At 63.4% G+C, this 12,839-nt stretch carries 14 protein-coding genes; 7 read left to right on the top strand and 7 right to left on the bottom strand.

Annotated elements, in window-relative coordinates; translation table 11 throughout:
* Positions 1-11: 11 nt before the first annotated feature.
* From pgaB to ACM6IP_RS05105, 4 genes are all read left to right on the top strand, one after another.
* Positions 12-2,012, top strand: coding sequence for a poly-beta-1,6-N-acetyl-D-glucosamine N-deacetylase PgaB (pgaB, locus tag ACM6IP_RS05120; protein ID WP_401126558.1), 2,001 nt, complete (start codon positions 12-14; stop codon positions 2,010-2,012).
* Between the two features lies 1 nt (position 2,013).
* Positions 2,014-3,372, top strand: a complete 1,359-nt coding sequence (gene pgaC, locus ACM6IP_RS05115; RefSeq protein WP_095170861.1) for a poly-beta-1,6-N-acetyl-D-glucosamine synthase — start codon at positions 2,014-2,016, stop codon at positions 3,370-3,372.
* Positions 3,369-3,812, top strand: a complete 444-nt coding sequence (gene pgaD, locus ACM6IP_RS05110; protein WP_095170863.1) for a poly-beta-1,6-N-acetyl-D-glucosamine biosynthesis protein PgaD — start codon at positions 3,369-3,371, stop codon at positions 3,810-3,812. The genes pgaC and pgaD overlap by 4 nt, the downstream gene beginning before the upstream one ends.
* A gap of 89 nt (positions 3,813-3,901) precedes the next feature.
* Complete coding sequence (locus ACM6IP_RS05105) at positions 3,902-4,081, top strand: hypothetical protein (protein ID WP_095170865.1); 180 nt, start codon at positions 3,902-3,904, stop codon at positions 4,079-4,081.
* Between the two features lie 3 nt (positions 4,082-4,084).
* On the opposite strand, the gene ACM6IP_RS05100 is transcribed toward ACM6IP_RS05105, so the two are convergent.
* Positions 4,085-4,657 carry a hypothetical protein gene (locus ACM6IP_RS05100; protein WP_095170867.1) on the bottom strand — a complete coding sequence of 191 codons (573 nt, stop codon included), beginning with the start codon at positions 4,655-4,657 and terminating at the stop codon, positions 4,085-4,087.
* 217 nt (positions 4,658-4,874) lie between these two features.
* Between ACM6IP_RS05100 and ACM6IP_RS05095 the strand changes: the two genes are divergently transcribed.
* The 3 genes from ACM6IP_RS05095 to ACM6IP_RS05085 all read left to right on the top strand — a co-directional run bounded on the left by ACM6IP_RS05095 (position 4,875) and on the right by ACM6IP_RS05085 (position 6,556).
* Positions 4,875-5,174 carry a type II toxin-antitoxin system Phd/YefM family antitoxin gene (locus ACM6IP_RS05095; protein ID WP_095170869.1) on the top strand — a complete coding sequence of 100 codons (300 nt, stop codon included), beginning with the start codon at positions 4,875-4,877 and terminating at the stop codon, positions 5,172-5,174.
* A gap of 20 nt (positions 5,175-5,194) precedes the next feature.
* Positions 5,195-5,479: a type II toxin-antitoxin system RelE/ParE family toxin gene (locus ACM6IP_RS05090; RefSeq protein WP_256585536.1), complete on the top strand. Its 285-nt coding sequence runs from the start codon at positions 5,195-5,197 to the stop codon at positions 5,477-5,479.
* 72 nt (positions 5,480-5,551) lie between these two features.
* Entirely contained in the window at positions 5,552-6,556 is a 1,005-nt protein-coding gene (locus ACM6IP_RS05085) for a DUF4434 domain-containing protein (protein ID WP_095170873.1), read from the top strand.
* Positions 6,557-6,574: 18 nt separating this feature from the next.
* On the opposite strand, the gene ACM6IP_RS05080 is transcribed toward ACM6IP_RS05085, so the two are convergent.
* Genes ACM6IP_RS05080 through ACM6IP_RS05055 form a run of 6 tightly spaced genes read right to left on the bottom strand, consistent with a single transcriptional unit; the run spans position 6,575 to position 12,837 of the window.
* On the bottom strand, positions 6,575-7,702 hold the full coding sequence (locus ACM6IP_RS05080) for an acyl-CoA dehydrogenase family protein (RefSeq protein ID WP_095170875.1): 1,128 nt from the start codon (positions 7,700-7,702) through the stop codon (positions 6,575-6,577).
* A gap of 8 nt (positions 7,703-7,710) precedes the next feature.
* Positions 7,711-8,376 (bottom strand): alginate O-acetyltransferase AlgF, encoded by a 666-nt coding sequence (locus ACM6IP_RS05075; RefSeq protein ID WP_414861077.1) that lies wholly within the window; start codon positions 8,374-8,376, stop codon positions 7,711-7,713.
* Positions 8,373-9,845, bottom strand: coding sequence for an AMP-binding protein (locus ACM6IP_RS05070; protein WP_414861076.1), 1,473 nt, complete (start codon positions 9,843-9,845; stop codon positions 8,373-8,375). The genes ACM6IP_RS05075 and ACM6IP_RS05070 overlap by 4 nt, the downstream gene beginning before the upstream one ends.
* 35 nt (positions 9,846-9,880) lie before the next feature.
* Positions 9,881-10,126 (bottom strand): acyl carrier protein, encoded by a 246-nt coding sequence (locus ACM6IP_RS05065; protein WP_414861075.1) that lies wholly within the window; start codon positions 10,124-10,126, stop codon positions 9,881-9,883.
* A gap of 25 nt (positions 10,127-10,151) precedes the next feature.
* The gene (locus ACM6IP_RS05060) at positions 10,152-11,732 is read right to left on the bottom strand and encodes an MBOAT family O-acyltransferase (RefSeq protein ID WP_401126545.1); all 1,581 of its coding nucleotides are present in this window, start codon (positions 11,730-11,732) and stop codon (positions 10,152-10,154) included.
* A complete protein-coding gene (locus ACM6IP_RS05055; RefSeq protein WP_414861074.1) occupies positions 11,722-12,837 on the bottom strand; it encodes an alginate O-acetyltransferase AlgX-related protein in 1,116 nt (371 codons plus the stop codon). The genes ACM6IP_RS05060 and ACM6IP_RS05055 overlap by 11 nt, the downstream gene beginning before the upstream one ends.
* Positions 12,838-12,839 lie beyond the last annotated feature (2 nt).

Below are 12,839 nucleotides of genomic sequence, written 5' to 3'. Positions count from 1 at the left end.
AGAGTTTGCCCATGCTTGCAATCACACGTTGCATCCTGCTGCAGGGGGTCCTGTTGCTCACCGCCTGCGCCCAGCAGGCCCCAGCATTTGTGCCGCCGTCACAACGACCGCTGGCAGCCAGTGAACAGCCCTGGCCGAAAAACCATGTGCTGGGCATTGCCTATCACGATGTCGAGGACCGCGATCCCGACCAGGCGGTGGTCGCTGTGCGCACCGAACGCTTGATCGAGCAATTGGCCTGGCTGCGGGAAAATCACTACCAGGCGGTGACCGTCGACCAGATCATGGCGGCCCGCAAGGGTGGCCCCGAGCTGCCGGCCAAGGCGATTCTGCTGAGTTTCGATGACGGCTATTCGAGCTTCTATACCCGGGTCATGCCGGTGCTGCGTGCTTATCGCTGGCCTGCCTTGCTGGCTCCGGTCGGCAGTTGGATCGACACACCGCTCAATCAACCGGTGGATTTTGCCGGTACTCCACGCCAGCGCTCGGACTTCCTGACCTGGGAGCAGATTCGCGAAGTCTCGCGTTCCGGCCTGGTGGAAATTGCCGCCCACACCGATGCCAGTCACAAGGGCGTGCTGGCCAACCCGCAAGGAAACCTGCAGCCAGCGGCGGCGACCCGTCGCTACGACGCGCTGACTCAGCGTTACGAGACAGAGGCCGAGTTCCAGGCTCGTTTGCGCAGTGACGTGGTTGCTATCTCGGCGAAAATTCGCGCGGTCACCGGCTACGCGCCACGGGTCTGGGTCTGGCCGTACGGCGCCGCCGACGGTAGCGCGCTACAGGTGGTGGACGAGCAGGGCTACCAGATGGCGTTGACCCTTGACGACGGTCTCGACAGCCTGGCTGACCTGATGAGCAGCCCGCGTTATCTGGTGGCCTCGGACCCGGACGGCGAGCATTTCGCCAACAGCATCGTCGGCGTGCAATCGAAGGCGCCGATGCGCGTGGTGCATGTCGATCTGGACAACGTCTACGACCCTGACCCGGCGCAGCAGGACAGCAACCTTGGCAAACTGATCCAGCGCATGGCCGACATGGGCGCGGACACGGTGTTCCTGCAAGCGTTCGCCGATCCCAAGGGCGATGGGCTGGTGCACTCGCTGTACTTCCCCAACCGCCATCTGCCGGTGCGCGCCGACCTCTTCGATCGTGTTGCCTGGCAGTTGCGTACCCGGGCCAACGTAAAAGTCTTTGCCTGGATGCCGGTGCTCAGCTTTGCCCTCGATCCCGCCTTGCCTCGGGTGACCCGCTGGGATCCCGACAGCGGCCAGGCCTCGGTTGACCCTGGCCAGTACCAACGCCTGTCGCCGTTCGATCCCAACGTGCGACGGATCATCGGCGAGCTCTATGAGGACGTGGCGCGCCTGACCTCGGTCGACGGCATTCTCTACCACGATGACGCCTTGCTCTCGGATTTCGAAGACGCCAGTCCACAAGCCTTGCAGGTCTATGCCGCCAACGGCTTGCCGGGATCGATCGCCCAACTGCGTGGCGATCCGGCCACGATGCAGCGCTGGACGCGTTTCAAGAGTCGCTACCTGATCGACTTCACCCACGAACTCACCGCCAGGGTCCGCGCCATCCGCGGGCCGCAGGTGCGCACAGCGCGCAACCTGTTCGCCGAGCCGATGCTCAATCCGCCGAGCGAAGCCTGGTTCGCGCAGAACCTCGATGATTTCCTCGGCGCCTACGACTGGACTGCCCCCATGGCCATGCCGCTGATGGAGGGCAAGACCCATGAGCAGTCCGGTGCCTGGCTGGAGTCCCTGGTGGCCACGGTCAAGTCCCGCCCCGGCGCCTTGCAGCGCACGGTGTTCGAACTGCAGGCCCGCGACTGGAACCGCAGCGATGCGTCCGCGCCGCTGAGCGGTCAACAACTGGCGGATTGGATGGCGCGTCTCAAGCGCGAGGGTGCCACGAGTTTTGGCTACTACCCCGACAACTTCCTCGAGAACCAGCCGGACCTGAAAACCGTGCGCCCTGCGCTCTCCAACAAGTGGAATCGCTGACATGCTGGACAGACTGCTAGCCGTGTTGGTACTGGCGATCGTGCTGGGGATTCCCCTGGGCGTGATTTTCCTGGTTACCGGGCAATTTTTGATGGACTTCGTGTTTTTCTATCCGCTGTTCATGTCCGGACTGTGGATCGCCGGCGGCCTGTATTTCTGGCTGCACTGGGAACGTCACTGGCCCTGGGGCAAAGACACGTTGCCACCGCCGCTGACCGGTGAACCGCTGATTTCGATCCTGATCCCTTGCTACAACGAGGGTGACAATGCGGCCGATACCATTCATGCCGCATTAGGCCAGCACTACCCGAACATCGAAGTGATCGCCATCAATGACGGCTCCAGCGACAACACCGCTGCCGTCCTCGATGCCCTGGCGCTGCAGGACCCGCGATTGCGCGTACTGCATCTGGCGCAGAACCAGGGCAAGGCGGTGGCCCTGCGCATGGGAGCCATCGCTGCGCGCAGCGAGTACCTGGTGTGCATTGACGGTGATGCGTTGCTCGCACCGGACACTGCGGCTTACCTGGTGGCGCCGATGCTGGACAACGCCCGGCTCGGTGCAGTGACCGGCAACCCGCGGATTCGCACTCGCTCGACCCTGGTGGGACGGGTCCAGGTGGGTGAATTTTCGTCGATCATCGGCTTGATCAAGCGCACGCAGCGGGTGTTCGGACGGATCTTCACGGTGTCCGGGGTGATTGTCGCATTCCGTCGTTCGGCGCTGGATCGGGTTGGCTACTGGAGCCCGGACATGATCACCGAAGACATCGACATCAGTTGGAAGCTGCAACTGGATCACTGGAGCATCTTCTACGAACCGCGCGCCTTGTGCTGGATCCTCATGCCGGAAACTCTCGCAGGTTTGTGGAAGCAGCGGCTGCGCTGGGCGCAGGGCGGTGCCGAGGTGCTGTTCAAGAACATCCGCGGCATCTGGCAATACCGCCATCGTTATCTCTGGCCCTTGCTGTTCGAGTACTGCCTGTCCACCGGCTGGGCCTTCACCTTCCTGCTCTCGGTGATTTTCTGGGCCGTCGGCAAATTCGTCGAAATGCCCGAAGCCATTGCCGTGCATCACTTGTTGCCACCGGCCTTCACCGGGTTGGTGCTGGCGATGGTCTGCCTGCTGCAGTTCGCGGTCAGCATTCTGATCGACCGGCGTTACGAGCGGGGCCTGTGGAAAACCATGTTCTGGGTGGTCTGGTATCCCCTGGTGTTCTGGTTCATCAGCCTGCTGACGACCCTGGTGAGCTTCCCCAAGGTGCTGTTTGGTCAACACCAGAAGCGCGCGCGCTGGGTCAGCCCGGATCGTGGGATCAAACCGCTGAACGACGACGATGACGAGGTGCTCGAACAATGAAAATCATCAGAACCCGGCAACGGCCTTTCCTGGTCGTGCTCGACGCTTTTTTCACGCTGCTGGCCTGGGTCGGCCTGAGCTACCTGTTGGTGCGCGGCCTGTGGCCGTTGCTCAATACACACACTGGACCGCGCATTGAAGTCTCGGTGCTCGACGCCCTCGGTACGTTGCAACTCTACGTCTGGGTCGCCCTGCTCAATGCCGTGCTGCTGATTGCCTGGGCTCGTTACCAGCAGCGCAGGAGCAAAGGCTTCGCGCGTCGCCGAAAAGCGGCACCGGTGGTAGGTGACCATGGCTTGCAGGCAAGCTTTCGCCTGAGCAACGAGCTCCTGATGCAGCTGCGTCGGCCCGGGGTCATGGTGATCCACAATGACGAGGCCGGTGATATCAGCCAGGTGGTCACGGGTTATTTACGGCTCGATCAGTGCAATTACCAATAGATACCCGGGCAACTGAACGTACAGGGATTGGCGTCGATCGGTGAAAGCGCGCACTATCGAGGCAAATCCTGGCGAGTTGGAGGCCAGCTGTGACACAACGTATCGACCGCATTGCCCAATTGCTCAATTGCCCGGTCAAGGGCGAAGAAATGCGCCGGGCAATTACTGAAGCCCGCAAGGACTCTCTGCTGGATGACGACGATGAGGAGGATGACGACGAGCCATCCTGCGCGCCGGACGCTGGCGATGATCCCGACCCCCAGGCTTGACCCCTACCACCAGCTGCGATTGCTCTCCAGTTCGGCCCGGCATTGCTTGAGTTGCCAGCCGTAGTTTTTCGCCTGTTGCTCAACCTTGCGCGCCACCTGCATCAGCCAGGGTTTTTGCCGGTAACTCTGGCGGCTGAACCCGCCACGCCCCTCATGGTAGGCCAGGTACTGGCTGTAGGTATCCCACTTGGAAATCCCTAGCTGGCGCTGAGTGCCGGCGGCGTACCAACCGACGAACATCACCGCGTCGTCAAAATTGTCCCGCGAGCCGCCATTGCCGGTTGCGCTCTTGTACTCGCCCCACACCGGATCCTGCGCCTGGGCATAGCCATAGGCCGAGCTGACCCGACCCCAGGGAATCACCCACAGGAAATAGTCGCGAGGGGGCAGGGCGTCCTCCACGAAGCTGCTTTCCTGCTTGATGATCGCCATCGCCACATGAGGCGGCAGTCCCCAGGCTTGCTCCATTTTCAGCGTGTCTTCATACCAGTCGGGGTACTGGCGGTAGATGCTGCAAATGTTGCCCTGGTCCCGCGGCGGCGTGGTCGAACAGCCGGCCAGCAGGGCCAGGGCCATGAGTACTGCGAAAAACCGTCCGTGCAAAAATCACTCAATTGGCGACGGGCCAATCCTTGTTGGTTGAGAGGGGGTTTAAACATTTTCGCCTCCTGGGTTGCGGGCGAAACTGGATCCGGCCCCTCTGTGTGGCACGCAGCCGGTCAGATGTGCGTTGACCCGCTCGCGCTAAATCGAGCACTATCAGGTACCTTTTTTAGTACCTTGGAGTTTGCTCATGGAGCAACTACTCGCTAGCCGCTCAGTCAGCATCACCGAACTCAAGCGCAGCCCGAGTACTGTAATCGAGCTGGCGGGGTCTGAGGCTGTGGCAATACTCAATCATAACCGCCCCGCAGCTTATCTTTTACCCCATGCGGCTTATCAGGCGTTGCTGGAGCGCTTGCATGCCGCGCAAATACGCGAAGCGATAGCGGCCAGCCGGACTGACCCTCGGCCGGCAATAGACGCGGACACGATGTTCGCCGAGCTCGACGCGATCGTTGAGCAGGTCACGGCTGAACCAGGCCGTCCGTGAGGCAGTTGTCGTTCAGCGCCATGGCGCGCGACGATCTACAACACATTGCCCGCTATATCGCTCGAGACAATCGCACCCGCGCTCGAACCTTTGTTGATGAGCTGCGCCAGCGCAGTCTATTACTGATTGAGCAGCCGGATCTGGGCGTTGCGCGTGAAGACTGCGCCAAAGGTCTGCGCATGCTTACCCATGGACGCTACCTGATCTTTTATAGCGTGAGCGGGCAAGGCATCCTGATAGAGCGTGTTTTACACAGCGCGCGGGACCTCGGGCGTCAGTTCGCAATCGACGACCAGAACCTTTAGCGCACACGCAAGTCGCTATGATGAAGTCCCCTGCATGCAGATGCTCCCACAGCCCCAGTCAGTGAGACCTCAATGCCCAATCCATTGAACCCGCCATGCCAAGGTCGGCGGCAGCTCTTGCGGCTGGCGGCTTGTGCACCGGTGTTGGCCTTGCTCGGTCCACTGGCAGGCTGCTCGCGCAAGCCGCAGATGGACGCCACTTTCCTGCAGATCTGGAAAAGCCACGCCGAACTCAGCCGCGATCAGTGGGCGACGCGTATGGCGGCCATGGCTGAATTGGGCTGTGATGAGCTGGTGCTGCAGTGGGTGGGGTTGCTCGGCGGGGACGAGCCGGACTGGATGCTCCCAGACCCGGTGATGCAGGACCTGCTGGACACCGCCGGCGAGCATGGGATGAAAGTGCGTATCGGCCTGCCTTACGACAATGGTTGGTGGCAGGCGCTGTCGGCCACTGACGAGCCGACCCAGGCCGCGTTCTTCAGTGGGTCTTTGCAGGCGGCGAGTCGCTACATGCGCGAGGCGCCGTGGTCCGCGCATGAGCAGTTTGCCGGTTGGTACATCCCGTACGAAATCGAGCAGTACCACTGGACCGAACCCGCCCGACAGGAGCGCCTGGGCAAATGGCTGACGGCCTTGTCGGGGGTGTCGCAGAACGCCGGTCATGGTGTCCCGGCCATCTCCACCTACTACAGCACCCTGCAGACCGACGGCAGCCTGGTGCAACTGTGGCAATCGCTGCTGGCCCGCACCCAGCTGCGGCCCATGGTGCAGGACGGCGTGGGGGTGGCGGGCTGGAACAACCTCAAGGCGATCGAACCGCTGCTGCAGTACCTGCGTCAGCGCGGGGTGAAGTTCGAGGTGATTGTCGAACTGTTCGAGCAACTGCCGTCAGCGCGTAACGACGGCACTGACTTCAAGGCAGTTTCGGCAGACTACCCGCGGGTCCAGCGTCAGTTGGAGTGGGCCCAGACCACGGGCGCGGAACGCATCATCGCGTTTGCCGTCGATCCCTGGGCGACCGGTACCGACCCCCAGGCGCAACGCTTGCGCCAGCAGTGGCTCAAGGCGCGCTCCTGAGGTTGGCGCCAGCAGGGCTCAGAGTGAGCGCCCGATGATCTCGCGCATGATTTCACTGGTGCCACCGAAGATCCGCAGCGCCCGCGCATCGGCCCAGGCGCGGCCAATCCCGTACTCGGCGCTGTAGCCATAACCGCCATACAACTGCAGCAACTCGTCGAGAATCTGCCCCTGCATCTCGGTGGCATTGAGCTTGGCCATGGCCGCGACCACCGGGTCCAGGTTGCCCTCCATCAGTTGCAGCGCGCAGTCGTCGAGGAATACCCGGAGCATGGTCAGGCGAGCCTTGGCATCGGCCAGGACAAAGCGGTTGTTCTGGTAGTCGATGACGCGCTTGCCGAACACCTTGCGACCCCGGGTGTACTCCTTGGTCTGTTCGAGCATGCCCTCGGTCGACGCCGCGGCCCGCAGGGCGATGGCCAGGCGTTCACGGGACAGTTCGTGACTCATGTATTGGAATCCGGCATTCAATTCGCCGAGCAGGCAATCCACCGGCACCCGCACTTCATCGAAGAACAGCTCGCAGGTGTCCTGGGCGTGCTGGCCGATCTTGCGCATGGCCGGGCCCTTGCTGAAGCCGGGCAAGCCTTCTTCGACACAGAACAACGACAGGCCGCGAGCGCCCAGTTCGGGGTCGGTGCAGGCCAGTACGATCACCAGGCCAGCGTTGACCCCGTTGGTGATGAAGGTCTTCTGCCCGCTGAGCACGAAGTCCTCGCCATCGCGTACCGCACGGGTGCGGATCGCCTTGACGTCGCTGCCGGCACCGGGCTCGGTCATGGCAATCGCGCCGATGACCTCGCCGCTGGCCATTGCCGGCAGCCAGCGGTCTTTTTGCGCCTGGGTGCCGAGGTTCCAGAGATAAGGCGAGACCATGTCCGAGTGAATCGAGAAGCCGATGCCCAGGCAATTGGCCCGCGCCAGCTCTTCGATGACCACCACGGCGTGGCCGAAATCACCGTCGGCGCCATAGGGTGCCGGCAGCGCTGAATTGAGCAGGCCTTGCTCGCCGGCCTCTCGCCACAGTTCGCGCGGGGTCACCCCAGCGGTTTCCCATTGGTCGTAGCGCGGCACGATGCGCTCGGCGATGAAGCGTTGCACCTGCTCGCGAAACAGCAGGTGGTCTTCGCGGAATATCTTGCGCATGGGGAGGCCTATTTCGCGTAGAGGTCGGTGCTGCTCAGTTGCCCGCGTAGCACGGGCGCCGCAGCGCTGCCGGTGAGGAACAGGCTGTAGTGATCACCGGGCTTGAGTTGCGGCAACGCCAGTTTCTCGGCCGTGGCCTTGCCACAGCCGGCACTCAGTGACGCGCTCACCGGGTTGATGGCACGCGCAGCAGTGCTGAGTGGTGCTACGTCGGCAAACAATACCGGGCCGCCGTCAGTCACTGCCAGGCTGCCTTTGGGGCAATCGCTCGCCAGGTTGTAGAAGCGCAATTCGGCTTTCAGGGCGTCTTCGCTGCCGGCACTGTCGTCCAGCACCTGCAACTTGCCATCCTGCGGTACCAGAGTGTTGAAGCTGTCCGGCGCCACTTGCAGTTGGCCTGCGGGCTTGCCGTCGAGGGTCACGCTGAAGGCTTCGTTGCCCTTGACGATTGCATAGCTGCTGGCCAGTTGGCTTGGACCGATCGCTTGCACGGTGCCGTTGCTGATTTGCACCTTGAGGCTTTCGGCGCTCGGGTTGACCACCCGGACAAAGGCTGAGCCCGCCGGAGGGCGGGGCGCGTACAGCTGGGCCAGGACGCCTTCGGCCATGGCCGGGCCTGCCAGGCAAGTGCCCAGCAGCAGGGTGGCGCGAAGGGTAAAGGCACGCGGGTTCATGGTTGCTCCTTGGTGGGTTTCATGCGCGTTTCCCGGTATTGGGACTCCAGGCGCTTGCGGTCGACCTTGTCGGACACGTTGGTGGGGAACAGTCCGCAGGCCACCAGTTCCGAGGGCACCATGTAGTGCGGCAGGCGCTCACCTAGGGCTTGTTTCCAGTCGTGCAATTGCTCCGGCAAGGGGCCGATCACCCCGGGCTCCAGGGTTTCGGGGGAGGAGACGAAGCCGATCATGCGCACCAGGCTGCCATCGGGACGGCGCAGGGCAATCGTGGCGGCCGCGTGGACGCCTGGCAGGCTGGCCAGCGCGGCATCGATCTCACCCAGCTCGATGCGGTAGCCGTTGAGCTTGATCTGGTCGTCGCGCCGGCCATGGAAGTACACCAGGCCCTGCTCGTCGATTTCGCCAATGTCGCCGGTGCGATAGGCGCGCTTGCCGTTGTGCAGGAACAGGCTCTTGGCGGTCAGGTCAGGCCGCCCGAGGTAGCCACGCATGACGTGGTCGCCGGCGATGCAGATCTCCCCGTCGTCGAGGAATACCTCGGCATAGGGCTTGGCCCGGCCGATCGACAGCGGATTGCGCGCGCCGTCGAGGGGGCGCTTGATTTCGACCCAGGTGGTCGAGCAGGTCGCTTCGGTCGGGCCATAGGAATTGATGATGCGCGCGTCGGGAAAGCGCGCCCAGAGCTGCTCGGCCATGGCCGGCGACAGCGACTCGGCGCCGAACACGAATACCCCCAGCTGTGGCAGGTGGGCCTGGTTGAAATCGTCATTGAGGAACTGCTGGCGGACGAAGGCCGGCGTCGACGCCCAGACCTGCACCCCGGTATCGGCCAGGTAGCGCACGAAGGCGTCGGGCGCGGCGATGGTCTCCCGTGGGCAGAGTACGCAGGCGCCACCCAGGGCCAGCGCGCCACACAGGTCGAACAGTGAGAAGTCGAAGCTGAACAGCATTTGGTTCATGAACGCCGGACGCGGCCCCAATGCCAGGCAGTCGCGGATCCAGCTGGCGAACAGCGCGACGCTGTCGCGACCGATCTGTACGCCCTTGGGTTCACCGGTACTGCCCGAGGTGAACATGATGTAGGCGATGCCCGGCTCCGCCAGCGGCGCGCAGACTGCGGCACCTGCTTCAAAACGATTGAGGGTGGCGTTGTAGCACTGGGCGGCGGCGACCCGTTCGGTGATCAGCTTCAGGCGCTCAGGTGGGTTGATGCTGTCGACGGGCACGTAGGTGATGCCCAGGCGCAGGCAGCCGAGCATGGCCACCACAAACTCGATCTCCTTGTGTCCGCTGATCACCAGCGCGTGGCCCGGCAGCACGCCAGCCGCCCGCGCGCGGTGCTGCCAGGCATCGGTAGCCGCCAGCAACCCGGCCCAACTGATCTGGTGCTGGGCGTCGCTCAACGCGGACTGCGTGGCGGCCTGATCCTGTTCGGCGAAATCACATCGATCAAAGTCAAAATACATACAGCCCCCTGAGTAGTGAGGGACGGCGTGGGCCGTCAGGCTTTCTGGTTTTCCTCGACAAAGGCGGCCAGAGCGTTGACCGACTCCAGGTGTTCTTCGATTTCGGTTGGTGGAACCTTGCAGCCAAAGGCGGCCTGCACCGCCAGCACGATATCCACGGCCGTCAGCGAGTCGACCAGGCCGGATTCGATCAGCAGATCGTCCGGTTCAACGGTGGACTGGATCACGTTGGCGACGATCTCGCCGAGTTGGGTTACGAGTGCTGCATTGGGTGTGCTCACGAGGTCATGCTCCGCTAGTCATTGATCAGAATTGGAAGTACAGGAAGCGCGCTTCCTTGTGCAGGTTCATCAGGCACAGGAACAGCAACGCCGCCAGGATCACCAGCCATTTGAACGTCGGGGCCCAGCGCAGGAAGGCCGGTCCGTTCGGCTGCGCCTTGGCCAGTGCCGGTGAGAAGGTGCCCATGATCTGGTGCGAGTTGGGCAGGAACCAGACCACGCACAGCAGGGCGATGATATGGAAGATAGCAAGGTGGCGGCCCATGAACATCCGCCAGGCGTCGCCCCAGGCGATCTGCGCCGGGTAAACCACGTTCGGCAGGCTGTCGAACCCGCGCAAGCCCAGCATGCCCTCCACCAGCCGCAGCGCATCCTGGGTGTCCTCGGCGCGGAAGAATGCCTGGGCGATGATCACCACGGCGAAGGTCAGCAGGACGTAGCCGGCTTCCTTGAGGCGGTTGTCCTTGCGCGCGGCGACCGGTGTGCGGCCCACCACGAAGATGCGCCAGGCGTGGTTGATCGACAGGTAGGCGGCGTGCATCAGGCCGAAGATCAGGTACTGCAACCCGGCGCCGTGCCAGATGCCGGCCAGGCCCATGGTGAAGGCGGTTGGCAGGATGATGGTGGCGGCAAACCCGCCCAGGCTCGACACGCCCTGGGTGCCCACCGGCAGGTTGCGCTTGGTGCGGTAGCGCGACACCGCCATGGCCACCGGGTAATAGAGGTAGGCGGTCAGGTAGCGGGTCAGGGTCATGTGCCAGCGCGCCCAGAACTCGATGATGCTGCTGGCCTTGTACGGCGAGTTGAAGTTCAGCGGGAAGCGGATGCCGAACATCTTCGCCAACCCCAGGGCCATGTCCGAGTAGCCGGAAAAGTCGAAGTACAGCTGCAGTGCATAGGCCAGGCCCGTGCCCCAGGCGGCCCAGAACTGCAACTCGCCCGGTTGGGCGAAACCGGCATCGGCGTAGGGTGCGATCGGGTCGGCCAACAGCACTTTCTTGGCCAGGCCGATGACGAACAGCATGCCGCCGACGCTGAGGTTCTCGGCGTTGAAACGGTAGGTTTCGCGCTTGGCGAACTGCGGCATCATTTCCTTGTGATGCAGGATCGGCCCGGCGATCAGGTGCGGGAAGAAGGTGACGAACAGCACGTAGCTGAGCAGGCTGCGTTCCTTGACGATGCCGGCGCGGCAATCGAGCAGGAAGCCGATCTGGGTGAAGGTGAAAAACGAGATGCCCAGCGGCAGGATGATGTCGTCCAGCCGACCGCTGCCAAACCCCCAGTCGTGGGCGAAGTTCATCAAGGTGACGAAGTACTTGTAGTGGATCAGCAGGGCGATGTCCGCCGCCACCCCGACCGTGGCCACGGCCAGTTGCAGGCGTGGTCGGTGGGCGGTGCTGAGGATGACCTGGCTGATCGCATAGTTGAAGGCGATCGAGCCGATCAGCAGCATCACGAACTGCGGGTTCCACCAGCCGTAGAACACCAGCGAGGTGATGCACAGCCATACGGCGGCCATCCGCGGGCTGATGGCGCTGAACAGGTAGTGGGCCGCCAGGGTGACCGGTAGAAACAGGAAGAGGAAGAGATAGGAGTTAAAGAGCATGGTCGTCCTGTTGCTTAGGCAATGTGGCCAGCACGGCGCGTTCGTCGGCCGTCAGCGGCAGGGATAGGGCCATCTCGGAAAACTCCCAAATGACCAGCTTGAGGCTGGTAGGCCATTTGTCACGTTTGGCCAGGGCGGCGAGCAACGCGCCGGAGAACTGGCCACCGTCCATGCTCTGGTTCCACACCTGGCGGCCCAGGGTGATCCCCAGGCGTTCGGCAAACTCACTGCGCCGGCCGTTGGAGCTGCCGGCCAGCAGCACTTCCACGGGAGGCGTGTCATCCAGCAGGCCGCCACTGCGCAGCGGTTCGATACTCACCGGCTGCGCCATGTCGAGGGCGGGGCGCCAGGCCGGGCTGGCCTGTTCCAGGCCGGCCAGGCTGATCAGGTCGCCCATGCGCGGCACGGCGGGGCCTGGGGGCGAAACGTTGAACGCCTGGCTGCCCTTGCTCCCCAGCAGTTCCACGGCCTGCGTCCCGACCACTTCGGCGGCTGCTTGAGCGCCGACTGCCGTCATGTGTACATCGGTGTGGAAAAAGCGCGGCTCGTTGCCTTGGGCCAGTGCGGGAAAAAGGTCGCTGTGGGGTACGCCGGCACGCGCCAGGCGGGCTTGCCAACCCTGCAGGCGGGCCTGCAGTTGGGTGCTCTGTTGCAGGCCGCAAAGGCCTTCGGTCTGCACCCGCGACTTGTCTGGCACCGTCACCACCAGCACTTGCAGGCCGTGTGCACGCAGGTCGCCGACCCAGTGCTGCATCAGGCGCACCCGGGCTTCATAGGCGTCGTGCACCCCGGGTTGCGCGCGCAGGCCGTCGCGATAGAACAACCAGTTCGGGCAGCCCTGGACCACCTGCGCGCCCAAGTCACCGAAGAAGCGATAACGCACCGCCGAGCTGATGGTGTCTGCCTCGTCCTGCAGCGGCAGTTTCATCACGTGCCCGAGCACCTGGCCGGCCGAACCGTCAACCCAGGCCGAGGGCTTGAGTTGTCCTGGCTCGAGCTTGGCGTGCAGCAGCATCCAGATGCCCACCGCCTGCCCGACCAGCAACAGGCCGATGATCGCGGCGGCGCTCATGCGGTGCGAGACTGGCTTTTGCTCGTTTGCCATCG

The organism is Pseudomonas sp. IT-P176 (genome assembly GCF_949767245.1).
GTDB lineage: Bacteria > Pseudomonadota > Gammaproteobacteria > Pseudomonadales > Pseudomonadaceae > Aquipseudomonas.
This window is presented reverse-complemented; position numbering and strand designations above follow the sequence as displayed.